At 68.7% G+C, this 24681-nt stretch carries 20 protein-coding genes and 1 riboswitch; of the genes, 15 read left to right on the top strand and 5 right to left on the bottom strand.

The features are described from left to right. Positions 1–265: 265 nt before the first annotated feature. Together NRY95_17875 and NRY95_17870 are read left to right on the top strand one after the other, a co-directional pair. Positions 266–640: a glyoxalase gene (locus NRY95_17875; protein UYC15554.1), complete on the top strand. Its 375-nt coding sequence runs from the start codon at positions 266–268 to the stop codon at positions 638–640. A gap of 231 nt (positions 641–871) precedes the next feature. Next, positions 872–1834: a Nudix family hydrolase gene (locus NRY95_17870; GenBank protein ID UYC15553.1), complete on the top strand. Its 963-nt coding sequence runs from the start codon at positions 872–874 to the stop codon at positions 1832–1834. A gap of 224 nt (positions 1835–2058) precedes the next feature. Here NRY95_17870 and NRY95_17865 read toward each other — a convergent pair whose 3' ends face one another. Beyond that, positions 2059–2700: a DUF4124 domain-containing protein gene (locus NRY95_17865; GenBank protein ID UYC15552.1), complete on the bottom strand. Its 642-nt coding sequence runs from the start codon at positions 2698–2700 to the stop codon at positions 2059–2061. 100 nt (positions 2701–2800) lie between these two features. On the opposite strand from NRY95_17865, the gene NRY95_17860 reads away from it, so the two are divergent. Further along, positions 2801–3061, top strand: coding sequence for a hypothetical protein (locus NRY95_17860; GenBank protein UYC15551.1), 261 nt, complete (start codon positions 2801–2803; stop codon positions 3059–3061). Between the two features lie 28 nt (positions 3062–3089). Here the strand turns inward: NRY95_17860 and NRY95_17855 are convergent, their stop codons facing one another. Next, a complete protein-coding gene (locus tag NRY95_17855) occupies positions 3090–3494 on the bottom strand; it encodes a helix-turn-helix transcriptional regulator (GenBank protein UYC15550.1) in 405 nt (134 codons plus the stop codon). A 77-nt stretch (positions 3495–3571) separates the two neighbouring features. Between NRY95_17855 and NRY95_17850 the strand changes: the two genes are divergently transcribed. Then, positions 3572–4306 carry an SDR family oxidoreductase gene (locus tag NRY95_17850; protein ID UYC15549.1) on the top strand — a complete coding sequence of 245 codons (735 nt, stop codon included), beginning with the start codon at positions 3572–3574 and terminating at the stop codon, positions 4304–4306. Positions 4307–4379: 73 nt separating this feature from the next. Continuing rightward, positions 4380–4982, top strand: coding sequence for an NADPH-dependent F420 reductase (locus NRY95_17845; GenBank protein ID UYC15548.1), 603 nt, complete (start codon positions 4380–4382; stop codon positions 4980–4982). 225 nt (positions 4983–5207) lie between these two features. Here NRY95_17845 and metF read toward each other — a convergent pair whose 3' ends face one another. Then, the gene (gene metF, locus NRY95_17840; GenBank protein UYC15547.1) at positions 5208–6032 is read right to left on the bottom strand and encodes a methylenetetrahydrofolate reductase [NAD(P)H]; all 825 of its coding nucleotides are present in this window, start codon (positions 6030–6032) and stop codon (positions 5208–5210) included. Between the two features lie 169 nt (positions 6033–6201). Beyond that, entirely contained in the window at positions 6202–7629 is a 1428-nt protein-coding gene (locus NRY95_17835) for an alpha-amylase family protein (GenBank protein ID UYC15546.1), read from the bottom strand. A gap of 414 nt (positions 7630–8043) precedes the next feature. On the opposite strand from NRY95_17835, the gene NRY95_17830 reads away from it, so the two are divergent. The 5 genes from NRY95_17830 to NRY95_17810 all read left to right on the top strand — a co-directional run bounded on the left by NRY95_17830 (position 8044) and on the right by NRY95_17810 (position 12777). Continuing rightward, on the top strand, positions 8044–8964 hold the full coding sequence (locus tag NRY95_17830; protein UYC15545.1) for a M14 family metallocarboxypeptidase: 921 nt from the start codon (positions 8044–8046) through the stop codon (positions 8962–8964). Positions 8965–9135: 171 nt separating this feature from the next. Continuing rightward, entirely contained in the window at positions 9136–9693 is a 558-nt protein-coding gene (locus NRY95_17825; protein ID UYC15544.1) for a DUF3228 family protein, read from the top strand. Between the two features lie 158 nt (positions 9694–9851). Continuing rightward, positions 9852–10538, top strand: a complete 687-nt coding sequence (locus NRY95_17820) for a hypothetical protein (protein ID UYC15543.1) — start codon at positions 9852–9854, stop codon at positions 10536–10538. Positions 10539–11055: 517 nt separating this feature from the next. Then, positions 11056–11988, top strand: a complete 933-nt coding sequence (locus tag NRY95_17815; protein UYC15542.1) for a sulfotransferase domain-containing protein — start codon at positions 11056–11058, stop codon at positions 11986–11988. Between the two features lie 33 nt (positions 11989–12021). Further along, positions 12022–12777, top strand: a complete 756-nt coding sequence (locus NRY95_17810; protein ID UYC15541.1) for a class I SAM-dependent methyltransferase — start codon at positions 12022–12024, stop codon at positions 12775–12777. Positions 12778–12901: 124 nt separating this feature from the next. Here the strand turns inward: NRY95_17810 and ahcY are convergent, their stop codons facing one another. Beyond that, positions 12902–14347, bottom strand: coding sequence for an adenosylhomocysteinase (ahcY, locus tag NRY95_17805; protein UYC15540.1), 1446 nt, complete (start codon positions 14345–14347; stop codon positions 12902–12904). Positions 14348–14382: 35 nt separating this feature from the next. Then, positions 14383–14481, bottom strand: a riboswitch (S-adenosyl-L-homocysteine riboswitch). Between the two features lie 311 nt (positions 14482–14792). Here ahcY and ppc point away from each other — a divergent pair. The 5 genes from ppc to NRY95_17780 all read left to right on the top strand — a co-directional run bounded on the left by ppc (position 14793) and on the right by NRY95_17780 (position 24579). Further along, complete coding sequence (gene ppc, locus NRY95_17800; protein ID UYC15539.1) at positions 14793–17510, top strand: phosphoenolpyruvate carboxylase; 2718 nt, start codon at positions 14793–14795, stop codon at positions 17508–17510. Between the two features lie 113 nt (positions 17511–17623). Next, on the top strand, positions 17624–18190 hold the full coding sequence (locus NRY95_17795) for a TetR/AcrR family transcriptional regulator (GenBank protein ID UYC15538.1): 567 nt from the start codon (positions 17624–17626) through the stop codon (positions 18188–18190). An 83-nt stretch (positions 18191–18273) separates the two neighbouring features. After that, positions 18274–19275, top strand: a complete 1002-nt coding sequence (locus tag NRY95_17790) for a DUF4105 domain-containing protein (GenBank protein ID UYC18623.1) — start codon at positions 18274–18276, stop codon at positions 19273–19275. Next, positions 19275–21218 carry an alpha/beta fold hydrolase gene (locus NRY95_17785; GenBank protein ID UYC15537.1) on the top strand — a complete coding sequence of 648 codons (1944 nt, stop codon included), beginning with the start codon at positions 19275–19277 and terminating at the stop codon, positions 21216–21218. Before NRY95_17790 ends, NRY95_17785 begins: the two co-directional genes overlap by 1 nt. A 550-nt stretch (positions 21219–21768) precedes the next feature. Next, positions 21769–24579 (top strand): TonB-dependent receptor, encoded by a 2811-nt coding sequence (locus NRY95_17780; protein UYC15536.1) that lies wholly within the window; start codon positions 21769–21771, stop codon positions 24577–24579. Positions 24580–24681: the final 102 nt, after the last annotated feature.

The following is a 24681-nucleotide window of genomic DNA, read 5'->3' as shown; positions in this document are numbered from 1 at the left end:
ACAGCCCCACGTTTGGCTTCGCAAAACGCGGGCCCCAGCTCATCTCTCCCCAAATCCCCGCGCCTATCGGCGCGCCCCCTTTACTAAAGGGGGCGCGGCTCCAGACGGGGTGCGGTGATTGGTCAAACCCTTGCATCTGCAGCCCCGCCTTGTGCGGGGCGCTTTGTTTTGGGGGCGGCCCGGACGGGGGGGGCTTGTCTGTGTGGCGTGTCGCGCGTTCTGTGGGTAGGGTGCCGGGTGTCGCCATTGCCGTTGGATGCATGCCGTGGAGCGTTCCGCCAGTCTTGAATTGAAGGTGTTCGTGCCGGCGCGCGACTTTGCGCTGTCCGTGGATTTCTATCGCGAGGTGGGGTTCGTGGCGGAGCCGCTTGGCGACGGACTGGTCTGTTTTCGCCATGGCGAGCGCTGTGCGTTCCTGCTGCAGGATTTCTACGAGCAGGGACTGGCGCACAACCTGATGCTGCACCTGTGGGTGGAGGATGCCGATGCCTGGTGGCGGCGGCTGGGTGCCGCGGATCTGGCCGGCCGCTTTGGCGCGCGCCTTGGTGAGCCGGAGGATCGGCCGTGGGGCATGCGCGACTTCACCCTGCACGATCCGGGCGGGGTGCTGTGGCGGATCGGACACGCCTTGCCCGGGTGAGCGGGGAGCGGGCGTCCGGGCGGTGGCGGTGCCGCCGGCACAGCTGTCCGTGGGTGTATCCATTCGCATGGCCGCGTGCGCTCGGTTGCGTCGTTGATGCGGGGTCGGCCAGGCCGTCGCCTCGTCGCAGGTTGGCCGAATGCGTGCGGATCGCTGCCGCGACCCGCGGATCGCCGACGATGTGAACCGGATTCATTGCGTTGGCACCGCCGAAGACGGCAAGCTTGCGCCATGTCCGAACCGCTCAGATCCATCCATGTCGTCGCCGGGGTCATCACCGATGCCCGCGGCCGTATCCTGCTGGCCCGGCGTACCGAGGGCCGCGACCTTGCCGGCCTGTGGGAGTTCCCGGGCGGCAAGCGCGAACCGGGCGAGACCTCCGAGCAGGCCCTGGTGCGCGAGCTGCAGGAGGAACTGGGCATCGAGGCGACGATCGGCGCGCAGCTGATGGAAGTGCCGCAGCGCTATCCGGACAAGCGGCTGCGCCTGGAGATGCGCCAGGTGCTGTCGTGGAAGGGCACCGCGCGCGGCCGCGAGGGCCAGGCGCTGACCTGGGTGGCGCCGGACAAGCTGAGCCGCTACGCGATGCCGCCGGCCGACCAGCCGGTGGTGGCGATGCTGCGCCAGCCCGATCGCTATCTGGTGACACCCGAGCCGGTCGATCCCGAGCGCTGGCTGGCGGCGCTGGAGCGCGCGCTGCAAGGCGGCGTGCAACGCGTGCAGTTGCGCGCGCGCAGCCTGCCGGCCGCCAGCTGGCAGCCGCTGGCGCGGGCCGCGGTGGCGCTGTGTGCGGCGCGTGGCGCGCAGGTGCTGGTCAACCGCGATCTGGCGCTGGCGCAGGAATTGGGGGTCGGCGTGCACCTCGGCGCGGAGCAGTTGCCGCAGTTCGACGCGCGCCCGCTGCCGCCGGGGCAATGCGTCGCCGCGTCCTGCCATCGCCTGGAGGAGCTGCACGCGGCGCAGCGGATCGGCTGCGACTTCGCCGTGGTCGGCCCGCTGGCCGCCACCGCCAGCCATCCCGGCGCCGCGCCGCTGGGGTGGGAGGCGTTCGAGCGCCTGCGCGAGGAAGTGGCGCTGCCGCTGTACCCGATCGGCGGCCTGCTGCCGGCGCAGGTGGCCGAAGTGCGCCGCCACGGCGGCCAGGGCATCGCCGCGATCCGCGGCCTGTGGCCGGTGGACGTGGACGTTGCCTGAGCGGACTGCGCGGCGTCGCGCGACGCCGTCGATCGCGGCACGTTGCGCGACGTGAGGGTGTTGGCGACGCGGCGCGCGGCGCGCAGCGCAGAACATGTTCCGATCGAGATGCCGCAGGTGTGGGAGCGACTTCAGTCGCGACCGGCCTTGCCGACGCGGCCCGCCGCGACTGACTTCGCCCCTACGACGCCTAGCCGGCTGCAAAGCGCCGAGTCGGAAATGCGCTAGAAACTGATCCAGAAGCAGTTGTACTGCCGGCGCAGGCCCAGCACGGTCGAGGTCGGTGTCGCGCTGCCGCCGAAGGTCTGCTCCAGGCGCAAGCCGGTCGCGCGTGCGCGCGGCGGCGTAGCGCTGTCGCCGAGCGGGGCGTCGGTCGATGCCTGCGCTGCCGCAGGCGTGGTGCTGGATGTGCGTTGCTCCGCAGTGGCCAAGGCGTCGGCCGCGGCGGGTACGGCTGGCGGGTAAGACGCCGGCTCCGGCGTCACCGGCACGACCGCGACCAGCGGCCGCTGGACGATCGCGTCCAGGTGGTCGAGGATGCGCCGCGCCGCGTCGTCCGAGACGCCGTTCCACCAATACAGCGTGGACAGGCGATTGACGTCGCGCGCGTCCACCGCGGTGCGGATCTGCTGCGCCAGTTCGCTGAGCCGGCGCACGCACTGCGGCCGGTACAGGCCGCTGGCGCCCTCGCTGGCCGCACTGGGTGCGGCGCGCGGCGGCAACCGGTCGATCGCGCCCAGGTCCTCGCAGCGGCGATCGCTGAACACCGTGGCGCCGTCGGCACCGGTGCAGCGGTTCACCTTCTGCGCAGCTGCGGGCATGGCGTACAGGCACAGCAGCAGGAGGATCGACGGGCGCATGCGCATCCACTCAGCCTAGCGGCAGGTCTGTTCTCTGGGAAGCGGTTGAAGGTGCCGACGGCTGCTTGGCGAAGCGTGGATCGCCCTGAGCCAGATCAGCGCTGAAGTGCAGGGCGCCAACGCGGTCGATACGCCGATCGAGCGCTTGCGTTTCCTGCGCGACGTCGCCCGCGGCCGTGGCGATCTTTGGAACGATCGACTGAACGTATTGCTGCGCTGCTGCGTGGTGGCCGGCGTGCGCTTTGCGACGGCGACCGCAAGCCGGATCGCAGTGCCGACCGAAGGCCGAAAAAGCGGCCAAGAAGGCTGGGGCGTCGAGGAGCGATTGCGCGAGCGCAGCGAGGAAACGCCCGACCTGGCGGCCTAGCTGCGCGACGAACGGGCCGGCCTTCCTGCTAGGGCAAGCTGTCGCGCTTAGCGAAGATGCTTGCCATCTCCGCCATGTGCTCGGTTCCCCAGGTGCACAGCGGGACGATCGCGCCAGCCAGGCTGCGGCCGAGCGGCGTCAGCGCGTAGTCCACGCGCGGCGGCACTTCCTTGTAATCGGTCCGCACCAGCACGTGATCGGCCTCCAGGTCCTTCAATGACTGGATCAGCACCTTGTTGCTGACGCCCTGGACCAAGCGCTTGAGCTCGCCGTAGCGTTTCGGGCCGTCGTGCAGGAAAAACAGGATCAGCGGTTTCCACTTGCCCGAGATGATGCGGAGCGTGGCGTCGAGCCCGCAGGAGAAGCCGCCGGTACCGCAGGTCTCAGCAGGTGTCGTCATTTTATGGTTACCAAAAGGTGCATACTTGTCCATAGGTTATCAGGGCCGCATCCTTGTTCTCAAGCAAGCAGTTCCCCGCTTTCGTAGAACTCCAACCCAGGATGCACGAGATGACCAGACTGAATGGAAAGACCGCTGTGATTACCGGTGGCGCGACCGGCATCGGCCTTGCCGCGGCAAAGCGCTTCATCGAGGAGGGCGCCTTCGTCTTCATCTTTGGCCGCCGAACGGCAGCGCTCGACACCGCCGTGGTCGAGCTCGGGCCCAATGCCCGTGCGGTGCGGGGCTCGGTCTCGGATGAGGCCGACCTCGACGGCCTCTACGCGGCGGTGAAGGCCGAGCGCGGAACCCTCGACATCGTCTTCGCCAATGCCGGTGCGGGCAGCCCGCTTCCGCTCGGCCAGATCACCGCCAAGCACATCGACGAAACCTTCGACACCAATGTGAAAGGCACGATCTTCACTGTGCAGAAGGCGCTGCCGCTGATGAGCCGGGGCGGTTCGATCATCCTCACCGGGTCGAGCGCCGGCACCACGGGCGCCCCGGCATTCAGCGCCTACAGCGCGAGCAAGGCGGCGGTGCGCAATCTCGCGCGGACCTGGGCGGAGGACCTGAAGGGCACCGGCATCCGGGTCAACGTGCTGTCGCCTGGGGCGACGGCGACCGAGCTTGCGAAGGAAGCGCTGGGTGAGGAAGGCCAGAAGGCCTATGGCGCGATGACGCCGCTCCAGCGCATGGCCGACCCGGCCGAGATCGGGGCGGTGGCGGCCTTTCTCGCATCGTCGGACAGCAGCTTCATGACCGCCAGCGAGGTCGCCGTCGACGGCGGCCTGGCGCAACTCTGACCCGCTGCGCCCGGCCGGTCGCTCCGTGCGCTGGCCGGAGTTTGCAGGGCGCGGCAAACCAAAAGGAAAATCCATGAGCTACGCCATCATCGGCTTCGGCAGTATCGGCCAGGCCCTGGCCAGGGCGTTTGCCCGCAGCGGCATCGAAGTGTGCGTTGCGACCACGCGCGACCCGGCAAGCTTCGCATCCGCCGCGGCCGCGATCGGACCGACGATCGTTCCCAGGACGCTGGCGGACGCCATCCAGGCGGATATCGTCTTTTTGGCGGTGCGTTTCGAGTCGCACCCGGATGTCGCCAAGGCGCTGCCCACTTGGCAGGGGAAAACCATCGTCGATGTGACCAATGCCTACGGCGTGCCTCCTGAGCAGCTGGGAGGACAGCCTTCGTCCAGGGTGGTCGCGCAGGCTTTCCCTGGCGCAAGGCTGGTCAAGGGCTTCAATCATCTGGTCGCCGCGGTGCTCGCTCAAGGCCCGGCCGCGCATGGCGGCAGGAGAGTCGTGTTCCTGGCAAGCGACGACGACGACGCGGCCACGGAAATCGGTGCGCTTGCGGAAAATCTCGGTTTCTCGCCGATCAAGCTTGGCGGGCTGTCGGAAGGCGGGCTGCTGGTGCACGCGCGCGGAAACAGCTGGGGTCAACTGATCTTCAGGGACCTGGTCAAGTTCGACGGATGAAGCGCGATCGCAGGTTCGGTGCGATCCTGCCTCTTGAACAAATGGCAGTCGCGGTTCGACTGAAGCCAGGGCGCGCCGGCAGTCGGCCGCGCTCCGGTCATCAGGCAAGTGCCGGGTGGCCTCGGGCCATCGGTCCCGACGCTGTCCGGCGTCGGGACGCCTGCCGCCTCGCCGATGGCCGCCGACGTCGCGACTGCAGGTGCGCACGCTGGCCGCCGACGTCGCTCACTTCAAGCGCGACAGAACGCCGACGGTGGGCTTGGCCAGGTTGAGCGTGTAGAAGTGCAGCGACGGCGCGCCGCCGGCGAGCAGGCGTTCGCACAGTGACGCGACCAGGTCGGCGCCGAACTCGCGGATGGCGTCGGCATCGTCGCCGTAGGCCTGCATGCGCTTGCCGATCCAGCGCGGGATCTCCGCACCGCATTGCTCGGAGAAACGCCGCAGCTGGCTGAAATTGGAGATCGGCATGATCCCCGGCACGATCGGGATCTGCACGCCGAGCTTGCGCACCGCATCGACGAAATGGAAATACGCGTCGGCGTTGTAGAAGTACTGGGTGATCGCGCCATCGGCGCCGGCATCGACCTTGGCCTTGAAATGGCGCAGGTCGCTCAGCGCGTCGCTGGCCTGCGGATGCGTTTCCGGATAGGCGCCGACCTCCAGGTGGAAGGCGTCGCCGTGCTCGGCGCGGATGAAGGCGATCAGGTCGGCGGCGTAGCGCAGGTCGCCGGGGTGGCCCATGCCCGAGGGCAGGTCGCCGCGCAGCGCGACCAGGCGCCGGCAGCCGATCGCGCGGTACAGCTTGAGCAGCTCGCGGATCTCCTCGCGGCTGCCGCCGACGCAGGACAGGTGCGGCGCCGCCTCGAAGCCGTGGTGCTGCTTCAGATGGCGCACCGTCTCGGAGGTGTAGCTCAGGGTCGAGCCGCCGGCGCCGAAGGTGCACGACACGTACTCCGGCGCGTAGGCCTTCAGGCGTGCGGCGGTGCGGTCCAGCTGCGCCCGCTGCTCGTCGGTCTTGGGCGGGTAGAACTCGAAGCTGATGGCGGTCATGGGCGCGGCGCGTCAGGTGATGCGTGGAGTATATCTCTTCATCCGGATGGATGCGAAACCTTGATGGGCGTCCTGCCCGGCTGCCCGCGCGGCCGCCGCGTGGGCGCTGTCCGCGAAGGCCAGGCCGCAACGGACGCCATGGGGTCCGTTGCGGTCCGTTCGCGCAGGATCAGCGCTTCCACATCCGCGCCTGCCGCGGCGGCAGGCTGAAGGTGTAGCTGCTGCTGGAGATGCGCACCACGCTGCCCGAGCCGAGCGCGTCGCTGTAGTCCACGTTCCAGCGCAGCACGCTGCCGCTCATCGCCACCGTGGCGCTGACCGCGGTGCCGCACTTGTTGATGCCGACGATGCCCAGGTCGCCGCGGCGGAACAGCAGGTGGCAGGCGTCGTGCGACAGCACCTGCATGTCGCTGCCCTGCGCGGCGTTGTGGAAGCCGATCATGCGCTGGAGGTCGTCGCGCTGGTAGGCGTCCACCCAACGGTTGTCGCCGCTCTCGTTGTTGTCCGAGTACACCATCGGCACGCCGCCGTCGCGGCCGAGCAGATACGCATAGGCCAGGGTCTCGTCGACCGGGTCGAGGATCGCGTAGCGGAAGCCGGCGTTGTTGGGAATGTCGTGGGTGACGGCGAAGGTCACCGCGCGATTGCCGGGCAGCGCCTGGCCGTAGGCGCCAGGATCGACCAGCAGGTCCATGCTGCCGCCGTAGGCGAAGGCGTTGCGGATCGAGTTGAACAGCGGGAAATCGTAGGCCGCATGCGGCGTGGCCTGCAGGTAGGGCGCCAGGAACTGGTCGTAGTCGGCGTTGCCGGCGCCGCCGCCGGTGATGACCTCGCCGAACACGTGCACCCCGGAACGGATGCCGGCGTCGAGCACGCGATTGAGATGATCGAAGGTCATGTGCTTGGCCGCGTCGATGCGGAAGCCGGTCACGCCCAGCGCCTTCAGCGACTGCAGATAGCTGCGTTGCTGCTGCACCACCCAGTCGTTGCCGACCAGGTCGGGCAGGCCGGGATCGCCGCCGCCGCCGCAGATGCGGTAGGTGCGGACCTGGTCGGCGTCGTTGTAGTCGGTGATGCATTGCGCCGGACCGAAATCGCCGGCGCCGAGGACATTCACCGACAGGTCGCCGAACAGCCGCAGCGACGCGTAGCGCGACGGGTCGGCGGCGTACTGCGACAGCACCGCGCTGCCGGGGTAGTCGAGATCCGGGCGCGTCGCCGCCTCGTTGGCCATGTGGTTGAGCACCACGTCGGCATAGGTTTCCACGCCGACATCGGCCAGCGCCTGCACCATCTGGGCGAAATCCTCGGTGTCGCCGAGCGGGTTGTCGATCACGCGCATGTCCTGCGGTTGATAGCGCGCCCACCAGGCGCTGCCCTGCGAGCGATAGGCCGGCGCCACCATCACCTTGCGATAGCCGGCCGCGGCGATCTGCGCCGCCCGCGCCTCCACGGTGGCGTAGGGCCAGTTGAAGGCGTGCAGGATGACCTCGGCCTGGGCGCTGGCCGTGACCAGGGTCAGCAGCAGGCCGACGAGGAACAGGCGCCAGCGGTGCGGGCGCAATGGAGCGGTTGCAGCGGCGGGGCGTTCGCGCATCACACAGATCTCCTTCGGTCGGGGCGCCATGAACGCAGCACACGGCGTGCGGCGCTGCGTGGATGCTAAGCGCGCATCGCGGCGCAGCATGCGCGCGCTACATACGTATTCATTGCATTGGCCGATGCAAAGCGGGACCGGTATCCGGTTCTGCCGGCGCTGTGCGGGGCGCGAGCGCATTGCGGGACCGACGCCGCACGGCGGCCGATGCACGCCGGTGCGCGTGTCGCGGCGCCGATGGGGGGCCGCGGCGCCGCGGTCGCCTGCGGATGGAGGCGGGGACGTGCCGTTGTTGAAGCGGCATGCGGAACATGCGATGCAGGCATGCGCATGCGGCCGCGCTTGCATCGTCGCGATGGCTGCGTTGCCCGGTGCTAAAGTCATGCGCCTCACCGGCACGCGCGGACCCGCAAGATGACACTCGATACCTTCTACCCGATCGGTACGCCCGGCACGCCGTGGGGGCCTGCGGAAAAGGCGGCGTGGCTGGCGCGGCAGCGTCGGCAGCGCAGCTACCAGGAGGAGGTGCTGGCGGCGATCGAACGCTTGCGGGGACAGTTGCAGATCGTCGAGTACGGCATGCTGGATTACGCCGGGGAGCAATACCCGCTGCTGGCGTTGCGCAGCCGCGCGTGGGACGACGCATTGCCGTGCATGCTGGTGACCGGCGGCGTGCATGGCTACGAGACCAGCGGCGTGCACGGCGCGTTGCAGTTCGCCCAACGCCACGCGGGCGCGTACGCCGGGCGCGCCAATGTGCTGGTGGCGCCGTGCGTGAGTCCATGGGCCTACGAGCGGATCCATCGCTGGAACGCGGACGCCATCGACCCGAACCGTTCGTTCCGCGCCGACAGTCCGGCCCAGGAGTCGGCGGCGCTGCTGCGGCTGGTCGCGCCGTTGCGCGGACAGATCGCGATGCACATCGACCTGCACGAGACCACCGACAGCGACGAATCCGAGTTCCGTCCGGCGCTGGCGGCGCGCGACGGCGTCGCCTATGTGCCCGATGGCATTCCCGATGGTTTCTACCTGGTCGGCGACAGCGAAAACCCGCAGCCGGCGTTCCAGCAGGCGGTGGTGGCGGCCGTCGCACAGGTCACCCACATCGCGCCGGCCGATGCCGACGGCAGGATCATCGGCTCGCCGGTGGTGGCGCATGGCGTCATCCACTACCCGGTGAAGCAGCTGGGTCTGTGCGCGGGCATCAGCGATGCGCGCTACACCACGACGACCGAGGTCTACCCCGACAGCTCCACCGCCACGCCCGAGCAGTGCAATGCCGCGCAGGTGGCGGCGATTCGTGCGGCGATCGATTACGCGTTGGCGCATGCCTAGCAGACGCCGGACGTGAAAAGCGGGACATGCCGCCTGTCTGCGCGATGGCGGCATCGCGGCGCGCTGGTCGGATCAATGCCATGGCGGCCGCGATCCGGGTGTGCAGCGCTCATGGTGTCCATCGTCCAGCGAGCGCGCTACGCTTGCCCGCTCCTCGTGCCCGTCCCCGCCATGTCCATCGTCCTCACCCGCTTCGCCCGCACCCGCCTGTTCCCGCGCGACGCTCGCCGCAACGCGATCCAGGACTGCACTCCGGAACAGTTCGAGCGCCAACTCAACGATGCCGCGCCGCTCCGGGTGCTGGACGGCTACGCGCCGTTTTGCAAGCTGCACGTGCATCCCAACTGGACCTCCACCCGCTGCCTGACCGTGCCGATCACCGAGGCCAATCGCCACCTGCTGCGTTCCGGCTACGAAGCGCGCAGCAGGGAGGAATTGCCGGTGCTGGTGCGCTGGTTCGAAGGCGTCGAGCCGCCGGTGGCTGCGTACCTGTTGCCGATCCTCTACAGCCGCGAACAACTGGCGCGCGAAGGCGAGCCGATCGAGGCCGAGTGGGGCGTGGTCGGCTGCCTCTACACCGCCGAGCCGCAGGAGATCCCGATGGCGCCGATCACCATGCTGCGCAACGCGCTGGGCTTGGAAGAGGGCGGCTCTGGCGTGGCAATGGACCGCGAGGCGTATCGGCGCAGCGTGGCGTTCTGGGAAGGCAACGCGAACTGGCGCGGATGAGCGTCGCGCGGCGGCCCGGCTGAGTGCGCATGGCTGCGGCATGAATCGCGTGCGCCACCTGGCCGCCGGATTGCGCATCCTGCTCGCCAATGCAAGGACGCACGCCGCCGGGGCGTGCTAGGTTCCGGGCCTGGCAACATCGGATCGGAGAAACGGCGATGTCTCTTCAGGTGATCGGGGCCGGTCTGGGCAGGACGGGAACGCTGTCGCTGAAGTTCGCGTTGGAACATCTGGGATTCGGGCCCTGCCACCACGCGACGGAGGTCGCGGCGAACATGCGCACGGCGCTGCCGCTGTGGAACGCGGCCGAGCGTGGAGCTGCGGACTGGCCGTCGATCTTCGCAGGCTACCGGTCCAGTACCGATCATCCCGGTTGCTATTACTGGCGGCAACTGATCGAGGTGTATCCGCAGGCGAAGGTTGTGCTGACCGTCCGCGATCCCGACAGTTGGTTCGAATCAGTGACGCAGACCATCCTTGCGCCTGGCAGGAAGAGCACCTTTCTCGGCCCGGAAGGGGAAATATTCAGTACGTTTCTGAAGCAGCAGTTCGCCGGCCGCAGCGACGACCGGGCCTTTATGGTCGATTATTTCAAGCGCTGGAACCAGGCGGTCATCGACAGCGTGCCGGCGGATCGGTTGCTGGTGTTCTCGCCGTCGCAGGGCTGGGCGCCGCTGTGCGCCTTCCTGAGCGTGCCGGTGCCTGCACAGGCGTATCCGCACCTGCATGCGCGGCCGCGGTTGCGCTGGTTCGCGCGCGGCCTGCACCTGCCCAACGACATCGCGTCGCGCGAGCAGCATGTGCGCGATTATCTCGACTACCTGCGCAAGGACCTGTTCGGATGAATGGGGGTTGTGTGCGGCCAGTAGCGCTCGCAGTGCGATTGAGTGCGTGATATCGCATACGCAGAAAGAAAATATTGCCGGTAACGTTGATTGGCCATAAGAATATTGCTAGGTTGAAAGAGGCGGATATTCCGCCATTCCAAAAACTCCTGAATAGGTGAGTGTGATGAAAATCGCCAAAGCTATGCTGTCCCGCGCGTTTTCGAAACTGTTGACGGTGTTCGGTCCACGCAAGGTCGCGTATATCTACACGCAGTGACTGGGGTTTTCGAAGGCTGATCTTGGCAGGCTGATCGGAGCACGTCGTGCAGCTGGCGCGTCGCTTGCTGCGGCGAGCGATATGCCGGTACACAGGACTCCGTAGCCTGCCGAGATCTCGAATGCAGCGATGCTTTCTTCGATTCGCATGCGTTTTGCATCGGACCTGCCGACGTGCGCTTGGATGCACGCCGGCGAGAGCGGATGCGTTCTGCGTGCCAGGCGCCACCGGTCCGAGCAGGGCCGACAGGACAGCGACGTGGGCATGCCTTCCAAACAACGGGAATATCCCAACCGCTTCTTCGATTCCACTGTGTGGAACGAGTTCGCTTTCCGTGCCGACGACATCGTCATCGCCAGCTACGCGAAGGCAGGAACCACCTGGGTCCAGCAGATCGTCGCGCAGCTGATCTTCGCCGCCGATGCGCAGGTCAAGCTGTCCAGCGTGTCGCCATGGTTCGATTCGGTGTATCCGGACAAGGCGACCAAGCTGCGGTTGCTGGCCGAGCAGCGCCATCGCCGGTTCGTGAAAACCCATCTTCCTGCCGATGCGTTGGTGCTGTCCGAACAGGCGCGCTATCTCTACGTCGGCCGCGATGGCCGCGACATCGTCTGGAGCCTTTACGACCACCAGCGTGCGGTGAGCGCCGACGCGCAGGCGCGCCTGGACGCGGAGCCGCACAGCGCTGGCAAGCTGAAGGTGATGCCGCCGCCCTCATGCCCGGTCGACGAGTATTTCGACACCTGGCTGCGCGAGGACGGCGCTCCGCTGTGGCCGTTCTGGGAAGGTGTGCGCTCCTGGTGGGCGTTGCGCGACTGCGACAACGTACTGCTGGTGCATTACGCAGCGTTGCTGGAGGACCTGCCGGCGCAGGTGCGCCGCATCGCCGCCTTCCTCGACGTTCCGCTGGACCCGGCGCGTTGCGAACGCGTCCTGCGGCATTGCAGCCTCGATTACATGCGCGCGCATGCCGCGCGCTACGTTCCGCAGGGGGCCGGCTTCTGGCGCGATGGCGGGCGGGCGTTCTTCAACCGTGGCTGCAACGGACGCTGGCGCGAAACCCTTGCGCCTGCCGCCAACGTGGCCTATCTGCAGCGCGCCGCCGCCGAACTCGGTGCCGATTGCGCGCATTGGCTCGCCACGGGCGAACCTGCCGGCGCCGCGCATGCGGCGGTCGGCATGGTCGTCTAGGCGGGTTTTCCGTTTCCTGTCCGGGTAGGGGCCATGCACGCATCGTCGGCGCACGCGTACGACCGAGTTTCGCAATATTACGACCTGCTGCAGGAACAGCGAGCCGCCGCCAACGCGCCGCAGTGCGTACAGCTGTTGGCCGAGCTGGTGGGCGGCGGCACGGCGCTGGAATTGGGTGTCGGCACCGGCCGTATCGCCCTGCCGCTCGCGGCCAGCGGCGCAGTGGTGAGCGGGATCGACAACTCTCCGCTCATGCTGGACAGGCTGCGCGACAAGCCGGGCGCCGAGCGCCTGACGCTGGTCTGCGACGATTTCGTCGATGTGCCCATCGCCGGACCGTTCGACCTGATCTACTCGGTATTCTCGTTCGGCTATCTGCTGGCGCAGAGCGCGCAGGTGCGCTGTCTGGTCGCGGTGCGCGAGCGCCTGTCGGCCTCCGGCGTGTTGGTTCTGCAGACCTTGGTGCCGCAGGCGGAGATGCTGCAGGCCGGCGCCAGGGTGACGCCGGTGCTGGAGGCGCCGGCCCTGGACGCGGGCGATGCACCGGTGCTGTTGCTGTGCTCCAGTACCGATCCGGTGCGGCAGCTGGTCCAGCAACGCATCGTGCTGATCGGCGAATCAGGCACCCACATCTTCAACGACCGCTATCGCTACGTATGGCCGTCGGAACTGGACCTGATGGCGCGCCTGGCGGGACTGGAACTGCAGGAACGCTGGTCGGACTGGGCACGGCGGCCTTTCGGCGCGACCGCGCGCGCGCAGATATCCGTCTACCGTCGTGCCGGGTAGACGCGGCGCCTCGGGCCGCCGCCTTGGTGGCGGCGCGCGCCGCGGGCGCACGGGGACTCTGCCCGGACACAGATCGGGCGCCTTGCGGCGCCCGATCTACGACTGATGGCAGTACAGCGACCGCTCAGTACCGGTAATGCTCCGGCTTGTACGGACCGTCGACCGACACGCCGAGGTAGGCGGCCTGGTCGTCGCTGAGCGTGGTCAGCTTCACGCCGATCTTTTCCAGGTGCAGGCGCGCCACTTCCTCGTCCAGCTTCTTCGGCAGGCGGTAGACCTGCTTCTCGTAGCTGTCCTTGTTCTGCCACAGGTCGATCTGCGCCAGGGTCTGGTTGGCGAAGCTGTTGGACATCACGAAGCTGGGGTGGCCGGTGGCGCAGCCCAGGTTGACCAGGCGGCCTTCGGCCAGCAGGAAGATCGCGTTGCCGTTCGGGAACACGAACTTGTCCACCTGCGGCTTGATGTTGATCTTCTGCACGCCGGGGTACTTGTACAGCGCCTCGACCTGGATCTCGTTGTCGAAGTGGCCGATGTTGCAGACGATGGCCTGGTCCTTCATCTGCGTCAGGTGCTCGATGCGGATGATGTCCTTGTTGCCGGTGGTGGTGACGTAGATGTCGGCCTGGCCCAGGCTGTCCTCGACGGTGTTGACCTCGAAGCCTTCCATCGCCGCCTGCAGCGCGCAGATCGGGTCGATCTCGGTGACGATGACGCGGGCGCCGTAGGCGCGCAGGCTGTGCGCCGAACCCTTGCCGACGTCGCCATAGCCGCAGACCACGGCGACCTTGCCGGCCAGCATCACGTCCATCGCGCGCTTGAGGCCGTCGGCCAGCGACTCGCGGCAACCGTACAGGTTGTCGAACTTGCTCTTGGTCACCGAGTCGTTGACGTTGATCGACGGCACCAGCAGGGTGCCGGCCTCGGCCAGCTGGTACAGGCGGTGCACGCCGGTGGTGGTTTCCTCGGACACGCCCTTCCAGTCCTTGACCACGCGGGTCCAGTAACCGGGACGCTCGACCGCCACACGCTTGAGCAGGTCCTTGATCACCTGCTCTTCGTGCGAGGAGGCGGGCTCGTCCACCCACCTGGAGCCGTTCTCCAGCTCGTAGCCCTTGTGGATCAGCAGGGTGACGTCGCCGCCGTCGTCCACCACCAGCTCCGGGCCGGTCTGGGTGCCGTCGGCCAGGGTGAAGGTCAGCGCGTCGAGGGTGCAGTCCCAGTATTCCTCCAGGCTCTCGCCCTTCCAGGCGAACACGGGGGTGCCGGTGACGGCGATCGCCGCGGCGGCGTGGTCCTGGGTGGAGAAGATGTTGCACGAGGCCCAGCGCACGTCGGCGCCGATGTCCTTCAGCGTCTCGATCAGCACCGCGGTCTGGATGGTCATGTGCAGCGAGCCGGTCACGCGCACGCCGGCCAGCGGCTTGGCGGCGGCGTACTGGCGGCGGATCGACATCAGGCCCGGCATCTCGTGCTCGGCGATGTCCAGCTCCTTGCGGCCCCAATCGGCCAGGGAGATGTCGGCGACCTTGTAGTCGCCCTCGGTGGAAAAGCTCTTGCGTACAGCGTTCATCGGTAGTGCTCCGGTCAATGGCGAGAAAACTCGCGAAGGTCCGGGCGCCGTTGTCGCTCAAGCCTGCCGCCGAGCCTGGCCGGGTCTGGAGGCGGGGAGCCCACCTCGACACGGTCGCAGCGCCCCTCGGCGGAGGGTTAGCCAAGTATAGCGGCTGCGGCGTGCGGCGCTTGAATGGGCGCATTGCGGCCTGGGACGCGGCGCACGCCGGACATCCATCGACGGCCCGGTTGCGGAGGGCTGGCCCTGCGGCCGGGCGGCGCACCAGCCCGCGCTGCCGAGCACGCACCGGCATCTGCAGGGGCGACTGCAGCCGCTCCCACAGGTCCCGGGCGCCGCGCATGGCCGGCGATGGTTCGCTTTGAAACCGTTACCACGCCAGGCGAGCGACTAATACTTTTGGGTTAGTCTTGCGACGCCCCCACAGCCGAGCCATGCGTTTCCGATGAACGAGTACCGCAGCAGCATCGTGTTCGCCACGCCCGACATCCCCTTGCGCGACGACGTACGCCGATTGGGGGCGCTGGTCGGCGACCTGCTCGCCGAGCAGGTGTCTGCGGAGTTCCTGGACGAGATCGAAACCATCCGCACCACCGCGATCGCGCGCCGCGAGAGCGATGCGCCGCCGTCCTCGCTGAGCGAACAGCTGTACGCGCGCGCGCCGCGCGACGCCGAGGCGCTGGTGCGCGCCTTCAGCACCTACTTCCAGGTGGTCAACATCGCCGAGCGCGTGCACCGCATCCGCCGCCGCCGCGACTACCAGCGCAACAGCGCCGACACCCCGCAGCCGGACGGCCTGCACGACGCGCTGCGCCGGCTCAAGGCGCAGGGGGTGAGCGCGCAGGAGCTGGGCGAGTGGCTGCCGCGCATCGACGTGGAGCCGGTGTTCACCGCGCACCCGACCGAGGCGGTGCGCCGCGCGCTGCTGGAAAAGGAGCAGCTGATGGTGGCCAGCCTGGTCGACAACCTCGACGGCATGCGCACCCCCGGCGAGCGCGCCACCGATGCGGCGCGCTTCCGCATGGCGCTGACCGCCTCCTGGCAGACCGCCGATTCCTCGCCGGTGCGGCCGACCGTGGAAGACGAGCGCGAGCACGTCGGCTTCTACCTGACCCAGGTGCTGTACCGGGTGGTCCCGGTGATGTACGAAACCCTGGAGCATGCGATCGAGCAAACCTACGGCGTGCCGGTGCCGCTGCCGCGGCTGCTGCGGTTCGGCACCTGGGTCGGCGGCGACATGGACGGCAATCCGAACGTGGATGCCGGCACCATCACCGCCACGCTCGACGCGCAGCGCCGCGCGGTGCTGGACCGTTATCTGAAGGAACTGTGGCAGCTGGCCAGCCTGCTCAGCCAGTCGACCACGCTGGTGGCGGTCAGCGATGCGTTGCTGGCGCAGCTGGAACGCTACCGGCACCTGCTGCCCGCGGCCGCGGCGCGCTCGCGGCCGCGCCATGGTGACATGCCGTACCGCCTGCTCAACGACCTGATGCGCGCGCGCCTGCAGGCGACGCTGGACGACGCGCCGGGCGCCTACGCCGCGCCGGCCGAACTGGAGCAGGACCTGCAGCTGATCCTGGACAGCCTGCAGGCCAACAAGGGCCTGCACGCCGGCTGGTTCGCGGTGCGCCGCCTGTTGTGGCGGGTGCGCAGCTTCGGCTTCCACCTGGCGCGGCTGGACGTGCGCCAGGAGTCCAGCGTGCATGCGCGCGCGGTCGCCGCCGCGCTGGGCGAGGACGACTGGGATGCGCGTTCGCCCGAGGAGCGTGCGGCGGTACTCGGTGCCTACGCCGGCGGCGAGCAGATCCTGCCGGCCGCCCCCGAGGATGCCGGCAACGCACGCCTGGACGCGGTGTTCGCCGCGCTCGCCGACGCGCGCGCGCGCCATGGCGCCGATGCGCTGGGCAGCTACATCATCAGCATGGCGCACAACCGCGCCGACGTGCTGACCGTGCTGGCGCTGGCGCGGCGCGGCGGCCTGGTCGATGCGCAAGGCGCGGTGCCTTTGGACATCGTGCCGCTGTTCGAGACCGTGGACGACCTGCGCGGCGGCACCGACACCCTGCGCGACCTGCTCGCCGATCCGGTCTACCGGCGCCACCTGGCCGCGCGCAACGACGTGCAGATGGTGATGCTCGGCTACTCGGACAGCGGCAAGGACGGCGGCATCGCCGCCTCGCGCTGGGGCCTGCAGCGCGCGCAGGTGGAACTGCTCGACGCGGCTGCCGACCTCGGCATCCGCCTGACCTTCTTCCATGGCCGCGGCGGTTCGATCGTGCGCGGCGGCGGCAAGACCACGCGCGCGCTGGAAGCGGCGCCGCGCGGCAGCGTCGATGGCCGCCTGCGGGTGACCGAGCAGGGCGAGGTGATCCACCGCAAGTACGGCATCCGTGCGCTGGCGCTGCGCTCGCTGGAGCAGATGACCGGCGCGGTGCTGCTGTCGAGCCTGCGTCCGCGCGCGCCGGACGCGCGCGAGGGCGCGTGGCGGCCGGTGATGGACATCGTCGCCGAGCACAGCACCCGCGCCTACCGCAGCTTCGTCGGCGACGCCGAGTTCATGCGCTATTTCCGCCTGGCCACGCCGATCGACGTGATCGAGCGGATGACCCTGGGCTCGCGGCCGTCGCGGCGGCTGGGCCAGGACGCGGCGCTGGACAACCTGCGCGCGATCCCGTGGGTGTTCGCCTGGAGCCAGGCGCGCGCGGTGATCCCGGGCTGGTACGGCGTCGGCAGCGGCCTGCGCGCGGCGGTGGAGGCCGGCCACGAGGACACGCTGCGCGAGATGGCCGCGGACTGGCCGTTCTTCCGCACCTTCCTCGACGACATCGCGATGGTGCTGTCCAAGGGCGACCTCAACATCGCCGAGATGTTCTCGCGCCTGGCCGGGCCGCTGCACGAGCGCTTCTTCCCGCGCATCCGCGACGAACTGGCGCTGACCAAGGGCTGGGTGAAGTCGCTGACCGGGCAGGCATCGCTGCTGCAGCACGACCCGCGCCTGGCCTTGTCGATCCGCCTGCGCAATCCCTACATCGACCCGATCAGCGTGCTGCAGGTGGACCTGCTGCAGCGCTGGCGGGCCACCGACGGCGAGGACGAAGCGTTGCTGCGCGCATTGGTGGCCTGCGTCAACGGCGTTTCGCAGGGCGTGCAGAACACCGGTTGACGGTCGCCGCGCGCAACCCGGCAGCGGCGTTCCAGCGGCGTTGCCGGGGCGCCACATGCGGTCCGGCCAACGCCGCGCTTGCAAGCGGACAAAATTGTCCGATAATCCCCGGCATGGACCTCCGCGCCGATGCCGCCCAACGCCGCCGCCTGCTGCTCGACGCGGCCGATGAAGTGTTCTGCGAGCACGGCGTGCTGGCGCCGCTGGAACTGGTGGTCGAACGCTCCGGCGTCGGCCGGGCCACGCTGTACCGCAATTTCGCCGACCGCACGGACTTGATGATCGCGCTCATGCAGCGCGCCCTGGACGGGCTGGAATGCTGCGCGCGCGATATCGGCGAGCGCCCGGATGGCCTGTTCCTGCTGCTGCGCGATGTCGCCGAGCACATCGCCATGTCCGCGCCGCTGGCCGACCACTGGCGCTCGATGCCGCGCGACCATCCGCAGGTCGAAGTGGCGCATGCGCGGCTGATGGCGATCCTGCTGCCGTTCCTGCAGCGCGCCACCGACGCCGGCCTGTGCCGCCCGGGGCTGGATGGCGACGACCTGACCTTGTTGATGGACATGCTCGGTGCCTGCCAGCGCGGCAGCGACGAAGCCGAGCGCAAGGCGTTGGCGCTGCGCGGTTGCCGGCTGCTGTGCCATGCGCTGGCCACGCCCGCGGCGGCGCCGGCACTGTGAGCGCACATCGCCGGCGAGGGCGGGGGGGCGATAGCGCCGACAGTGCCGCGCGCGGCATCGCGCAACGGCGCTGGCCGGCACGCCTGGTGCGCGCCGCCGCGGCGCTGGCGATCGTGCTGGCCGGCGTCTGGGGTGGGCTGTTCCTGGCCTACCTGCCGCACACCGGTACCCTGGTGCGCCATGCCTCGGCGCTGCTGTGGCTGGCGATGGGCGGTGCCGCGTTGTGGGGCCTGCGCCACCCCCGCGAGTACCGCGTGCTGCCGTGGATCTTCGCGGTGGCCTGCGCCGGCCTGGTGTTCGGCTGGTCGCAGCTGCTGCCCGAGCAGAACCGCGACTGGGCCGACGACGTGGCGCAGCCGCTGCAGCCGCAGGTCGATGGCCACCTCGTCACCCTGCACAACGTGCGCAACTTCGCCTGGCGCAGCGACAGCGACTACACGCCGCGCTGGGAAACCCGCCAGTACGACCTGGACCGGCTGGTTTCGGCGGACCTGGCGCTGTCCTACTGGATGGGTCCGGCGATCGCCCACACCCTGGTCTCGTTCGGCTTCGACGACGGCCGCCGGGTGGTGTTCTCGCTGGAGATCCGCAAGGAGCGCGGCGAAGCGTTTTCGGCGCTGGCCGGGTTCTTCCGCAATTTCGAGCAGGTGATGGTCGCCGCCGACGAGCGCGACATCCTGGCGGTGCGCAGCAACGTGCGCGGCGAAGACGTCTACCTGTACCGGCTGAACATCCCGCGTGCGCAGTTGCGCCAGCTGTTCATGGGCTATGTGGCGCAGGCGCAGCAGTTGCAGCGCACGCCGAAGTTCTACAACACCGCCACCAGCAACTGCACCACCATCGTGTTCGAACTGGTGCGCAAGTTCGAGCCGCAGCTGCCATTGGACTACCGCTTGCTGCTGTCTGGCTATCTGCCCTCGTATGTGTACGCGCAGCACGGCTTCGTGCCCGGCTACGCGCTGGCCACGCTGCAGGCGCGCGGACGCATCGGCGAACGTGCGCGCCAGGCTGGCACCGGCGCCGATTTCTCGCAGCGTATCCGCGAGGGCATCCCCGGTGAAGAACCGCCCGGAGCGGCGCGCTGATGCGCGCGGCGTACGCCGGTTGGCAGCTGGCGGCGCGCACGCTGCTGGCCGCAGGCCTGCTCGCCGGGTCCGGCTGCGCCATGGTCACCGTGCAGTCGCGCGCGGCCGGCGACTACATCGCGGCCAAGCGCGGCGACGTGCTCAGCACCGGCCAGCTCAGCGATGCCAGCCAGGAGACGCTGCGCGTGGTCGCGATCGAGCGCAAGACCTGCGAGGCCGATATCCCCGTCTGCGCCGCGCAACTGCGCACGGTGCAGGGGCTGGACGAGGAGCGCCGCCTGGCGACGCTGTCGGAACTGTGGCTGCGCGCGGCGACCACGCGCACCGCCAAGCGCGACGCCACGCTGATCGACGATGCGGCCTTGCAGGCGTGGCTGGAAACCGCGCGCTACGCGTATGCCTACCTGTTCTATACCGAACGCCCGGCCAGCGTGCGCGCCTTCGAGGACCGGCAGACGCAGGTGCGCGACTACTACAACTACGCGGTGCAGCATGTGGTCGGCAGCCTGTTCGAGCGCTGGCGCACGCGCAACAGCAGCGGTGAGTTGCGCGACGACGACACCCTGGCCACCGCCGGCTGGCAGGTGCGCGCGCAACTGGACAGCTTCCGCCTGCCAGGCGGGGTGGCACGGCCAAATGCGATGGTGCCTGCCGCCTCGCTGCGCTTCGACGGCCTGCGCAGCACCTATCGCCGCGATGGCTTCGGCGCCGAGCTGGTGGCGGAAGTGTCGCCGGCGCAGGTCGGCGATCCGACCGCGATCATGGCCGCCGCGCAGCCAGGGCCGGCAAGCGCCGACACCGCAGGCTACAGCGAACTGTCGTACGCGCCGACCACGGTGCTGCTGCGCTTCGACGGCGACAGCCTGGCGCAGGTGCTGGAGACCCACGGCGTGGTGATCGCGCCCTACGATCCGTATCGCGATGGCGAGGTCACCGTGCACGGCCAGCGGCTGCCGCTGGCGGCCAATTTCACCGCCGCCTACGGCCTGTGGCTGGCGCGTTCGGGCTTCGCCAAGCAGTCGCTGCGCTCGATGCTCGGGCGCCAGTACGGCATCGAGCAGCCGCACCTGTACCTGATGCAGCCGTACGACCCGAACCGGCGCATCGTGCTGATGCTGCACGGCCTGGCCAGCAGTCCGGAAGCCTGGGTCAACGTCGCCAACGAGATCATGGGCGACGAGCGACTGCGCCGGCACTACCAGATCTGGCAGGTCTACTATCCGACCAACATGCCGATCGCCTGGAACCGTGCGCAGATCGAAACCTTGCTGCAGCAGACCCTGCACAATTTCGATCCGCAGGGGCAGGCAGCGGCGTCGAAGCACATGGTGCTGATCGGCCACAGCATGGGCGGGGTGATCGCACGGCTGCTGGTCAGCAGCTCCGGCGATCGCATCTGGAACGACCTGCTTGCCGGCCGCGACCTGAGCGGCGAACGCGGCGCGCGGGTACGCGAGCGCCTGCAGCCGCTGTTGCGCTTCGCGCCGCTGCCGCAGGTGGACCGCGCCATCTTCATCGCCGCGCCGCACCGCGGCACCGCCATGGCCGAAGGCAGCATCGGTCGCCTGGTCGGCGGCCTGATCCACCTGCCGGTGGCCTTGCTGCAGCGCTTCACCGACGTGATGCAGGACATCGCCGGACAGGATGGCGTGCCGCAGCGCCTGCCCACCGGCATCGACAATCTGCGCGATACCGATCCGTTCGTGCGTGCGGCCGCCGACCTGCCGATTTCGCCAGCGGTGCGCTACAACTCGATCATCGCCCGGCGCAACCCGGCGCTGCCGCTGGCCGATGCCGACGACGGCGTGGTGCCGTACCGCAGCGCGCATCTGCAGGGCGCCGAATCGGAGCTGGTCGTCACTTCCGGACACAGCGTGCAGGAGACGCCGCAGGCGATCCTGGAGATCCGCCGCATCCTGCACGCGCAGATCGCATCGCAGTGATGCGGCGCAGTCGATGCGCGTCGGGCCAGCGCGGCCTGTGGGAGTGGTTTCACTCGCGACAGGCTCTACCGGTAACGCCCGTCGCGACTGAAGTCGCTCCCCCAAGGTCATGCGGCACGCCGGCTGGTCGCACTGCAGAACGGGCTTGAGCCCCGACCGATTGCGAAGTCGGCCCACGTTTCCACTCCGCTTGGCGCGGCCGAAGCCGCTCCTGCGGGAACGCTGCGGCGCGCTGGCTGTGCACCGCGGGAGGAGCTTCAGCTCCGACGCTGCAGCATCAGTTACGCGATACGCACGCGGATGCATCATCTATGTAGCGCGTTTCCGTTGACTTATGAACTCCGTCACGCACCTGCAAACATCGCCGCACACAATGCGCCGCAGTTGTTAACGAGCCGTCAGTTCGCGCGGCCCAGCTCCGACACGGAACTCCCTCAGATGCTCGCTCAGTTGCCGGCTCGACGCCGGCGATACGGGCACTGCTTTGCCTTCTCCGGCCGCGCAGCGTCGCTGCGTGCCGGGACACCACCCACGTCCTGATGGAATTCCCATGAACCACGCATCGCACCGCGCCAGGCCGCACCGGCTTGCCGGTTCCATCGCCCTGGCCCTGAGCCTGGCCCTCGCCGCCGCCGCCCACGCCGAAGACGCCGCGCAGCAGCAGGCGCAGAACAGCGCCAACGACGACACCGCGCCGGCCGCGGCCAAGAACGACGCCAAGACGTTGTCGGCTGTGACGGTCGCAGCCAACCGCTACACCGCCGCCGACATGCAGATGGCGGCCAGCAACACCGCCAACGTGCTGTCGGCCGACGACCTGAAGTACACCGCCGTGCACAACATCGCCGAGGCGCTGGGCCTGCTGCCGGGCGTCAACGTGGTCAACACCGGGCAGTCGTACTTCGGCGGCGTCGACGGCGCCGCGCGCGGCGAGGGCATGTTCGCTTCGGTGCGCGGCCTCAACGCCGAATACAACGTCAACCTGATCAACGGCGTCAACGTCGCCCAGGGCATGCCGTACAGCCGCAGCGTGCAGCTGAGCCTGCTGCCGCCCTCGGGCCTGCAGACCATCGTGTTGAACAAGACCTCCACCGCGGCGATGGACGGCGATGCGATCGGCGGCACCATCGATTACCGCACCCCCAGCGGCTTCGACTACAGCGACGCGATCGGCGGCAGCATTACCGCCAGCGGGCGCATGGAAAGCCGCGCCCGCGACTACGACGAGAGCGGCATCGGCAAGGGCGCCGCCGGCGAGTTCCACGCCAAGTTCGGCAGCGAGCACCAGTTCGGCATCTACGCCAGCGCCTACTACGACGAACGCCACTACGTGAACAGCGAAGTGGCCAGCGCCTCGGCCGCGCGCAACGACGGTTCGTGGGAATACTCGCGCACCACCGCCAAGGGCGCGCTAGCCGCCGGCTACGATGCGGAAGATTCGCTGCAGTCCACCGGCACCAACATCGGCTATTCCGGCGGCGACACCAAGCGCTACGGCGGCAACGTCTCCTTCGACTGGCACGTGGACCCGACCCTGCAGCTGTACGCGCGGGCGACCTATGCCTACGCCAAGACCGAGCAGAACACCGGTTATACGCAATTCGTGCCGGCCAGCGTCAGCTACACCCAGATCGGCAGCACCGGCGTGTACCAGCCGCAGATCAACCGCGTCGCGGTGCGCTACTGGTACGAGACCAACCCGGAAGTGGCGGACCTGGCCACGTTCCAGTTCGGCGCCGACAAGCAGCTCGGCAACTGGACGCTGTCGCCGAACCTGTTCTACAGCTTCGGCGACAACGACCGTCCGGACCACATCGAAGTCTCTGCGCGCGTGGATCAGTACAGCTCCACCCAGTTCCCGTACGGCGCCAACAGCTTCATCAGCTACGACAGCGAAGGCTTCCCGGTGCCGCAGCTGACCACGGCGATGCGCAACCAGGCCGACGACATCGGCAGCCTGTACGCGCGTCGCCACGGCCAGCTGACCAAGTCCTACAGCGGGCAGAAGAAGGGCGGCGCCAAGTTCGACGCGCGCTACGACTTCGACGACGGCGCGCTGAGCAACCTGCAGTTCGGCGTGAAGTACGTGGACAGCTCGCGCGAGTTCACCGAGCGCGACTGGACCACCGCCAAGTTCACCGACGGCACGCTGCTGGAGAACACCGGCCTGGTCAGCGGCAGCTACGACTCGGTGTATCCGGGCAAGTACGACTACCCGACGGTCAAGCTGAGCAATTCGGCGCTGAAGGCCTCGATCGCCAAGTACCTGACCGCGAGCAGCTTCGACACCTGCGGCAGCCTGGCGGTCAACAATCAGAACTGCGACACCATGCGTGGCACCGAGGCGGTGGCCGCGGCCTACGCGATGGCGACGTTCAAGACCGGCGACCTGGAGATCATCCCCGGCCTGCGCTTCGAGCAGACCCGCATCCGCAACACCTACTGGACCATGCCCAAGGACAGCAGCGGCAACGAGCTGGCCGGCTACTTCCAGAACAACCACACCACCTACGACGTGCCGCTGCCCAGCGTGTTCCTGAACTATCGTCCCGGCAACGCCAACGCGGTTTACCGCGCCTCGGTGTGGACCAGCTACACGCGCCCGGCGTTCGTGCAGCTCGGCGGCGGTTCCAGCTACAGCGTGTCCAGCGACGGCATCACCACCATCACCGAAGGCAATCCGGATCTGAAGCCGATCAAGGCGGTCAATGTCGATGTGTCCGGCGAGTGGGACAACGGCGTCGGCGGCCACGCGATGCTGGCCGGCTACTACAAGCGCCTGTCCGACTACATCTACGAGAACGGCTCGGATGCGGCCAATGCCGGGGCGAGCACCAGCGGCAGCGTGCGCTACGTGCGTCCGCAGAACGGCGGCGACGGCAAGGTGCTGGGTGTGGAAGCGGCGGTGCGGCAGACCCTGCAGGGCATGCCGGCGCCGCTGGACGGCTTCGGCATCGGCGCCAACCTCACCCGCCAGTCCACCCGCGTCGACCTGGGCATGACCGGCTTCCACGACGAGCGCATCCAGAACGCGCCGGACCTGATGGCCAACGCCGAGCTGTTCTACGAGAAGGGCCCGCTGTCGGTGAACCTGAGCTACCACTACTCGGGCGAATACGTGTCGGTCTACGACTACCTGGACCAGGGCGCCAGCTGGGACGACCTGTGGGTGAAGCCGATCACCCGCGTCGACCTGCACGTGGGCTATGCGGTGAACGAGCACCTGCGCGCCGACCTGTCGGTGGCGAACCTGACCAATCGCCTGAGCTACTGGGCGCATGTGGGCCGCAACAGCACCGCGATCTCGGACATCGTCGATGCCGGGCGCACCAGCCTGCTGACCGTGAAGTACACGTTCTGAGCCAACGGCCTGTGCATGGGCCGGCTTCCCTCGCGCGTCGCGGCATGTTGCCGCGGCGCGTGCGGTGGCGTCCATGCGATCGATGGGCGCGAGGTGCCGGCG

Origin of the sequence: Xanthomonas campestris pv. phormiicola, assembly GCA_025666215.1 — a bacterium.
Lineage (GTDB): Bacteria > Pseudomonadota > Gammaproteobacteria > Xanthomonadales > Xanthomonadaceae > Xanthomonas_A > Xanthomonas_A campestris_A.
The sequence above is the reverse complement of the archived record's forward strand: the minus strand, read 5'-3'. Positions and strand labels throughout refer to the sequence as shown.

Coding starts and splice junctions, on each gene's coding strand:
- NRY95_17845 (UYC15548.1), top strand. CDS start 4,380: ATGAGCTACGCCATCATCGGCTTCGGCAGTATCGGCCAGGCCCTGGCC.
- NRY95_17855 (UYC15550.1), bottom strand. CDS start 3,494: ATGGACAAGTATGCACCTTTTGGTAACCATAAAATGACGACACCTGCT.
- NRY95_17795 (UYC15538.1), top strand. CDS start 17,624: ATGGACCTCCGCGCCGATGCCGCCCAACGCCGCCGCCTGCTGCTCGAC.
- ppc (UYC15539.1), top strand. CDS start 14,793: ATGAACGAGTACCGCAGCAGCATCGTGTTCGCCACGCCCGACATCCCC.
- NRY95_17870 (UYC15553.1), top strand. CDS start 872: ATGTCCGAACCGCTCAGATCCATCCATGTCGTCGCCGGGGTCATCACC.
- NRY95_17785 (UYC15537.1), top strand. CDS start 19,275: ATGCGCGCGGCGTACGCCGGTTGGCAGCTGGCGGCGCGCACGCTGCTG.
- metF (UYC15547.1), bottom strand. CDS start 6,032: ATGACCGCCATCAGCTTCGAGTTCTACCCGCCCAAGACCGACGAGCAG.
- NRY95_17865 (UYC15552.1), bottom strand. CDS start 2,700: ATGCGCATGCGCCCGTCGATCCTCCTGCTGCTGTGCCTGTACGCCATG.
- ahcY (UYC15540.1), bottom strand. CDS start 14,347: ATGAACGCTGTACGCAAGAGCTTTTCCACCGAGGGCGACTACAAGGTC.
- NRY95_17810 (UYC15541.1), top strand. CDS start 12,022: ATGCACGCATCGTCGGCGCACGCGTACGACCGAGTTTCGCAATATTAC.
- NRY95_17850 (UYC15549.1), top strand. CDS start 3,572: ATGACCAGACTGAATGGAAAGACCGCTGTGATTACCGGTGGCGCGACC.
- NRY95_17780 (UYC15536.1), top strand. CDS start 21,769: ATGAACCACGCATCGCACCGCGCCAGGCCGCACCGGCTTGCCGGTTCC.
- NRY95_17835 (UYC15546.1), bottom strand. CDS start 7,629: ATGCGCGAACGCCCCGCCGCTGCAACCGCTCCATTGCGCCCGCACCGC.
- NRY95_17830 (UYC15545.1), top strand. CDS start 8,044: ATGACACTCGATACCTTCTACCCGATCGGTACGCCCGGCACGCCGTGG.
- NRY95_17825 (UYC15544.1), top strand. CDS start 9,136: ATGTCCATCGTCCTCACCCGCTTCGCCCGCACCCGCCTGTTCCCGCGC.
- NRY95_17820 (UYC15543.1), top strand. CDS start 9,852: ATGTCTCTTCAGGTGATCGGGGCCGGTCTGGGCAGGACGGGAACGCTG.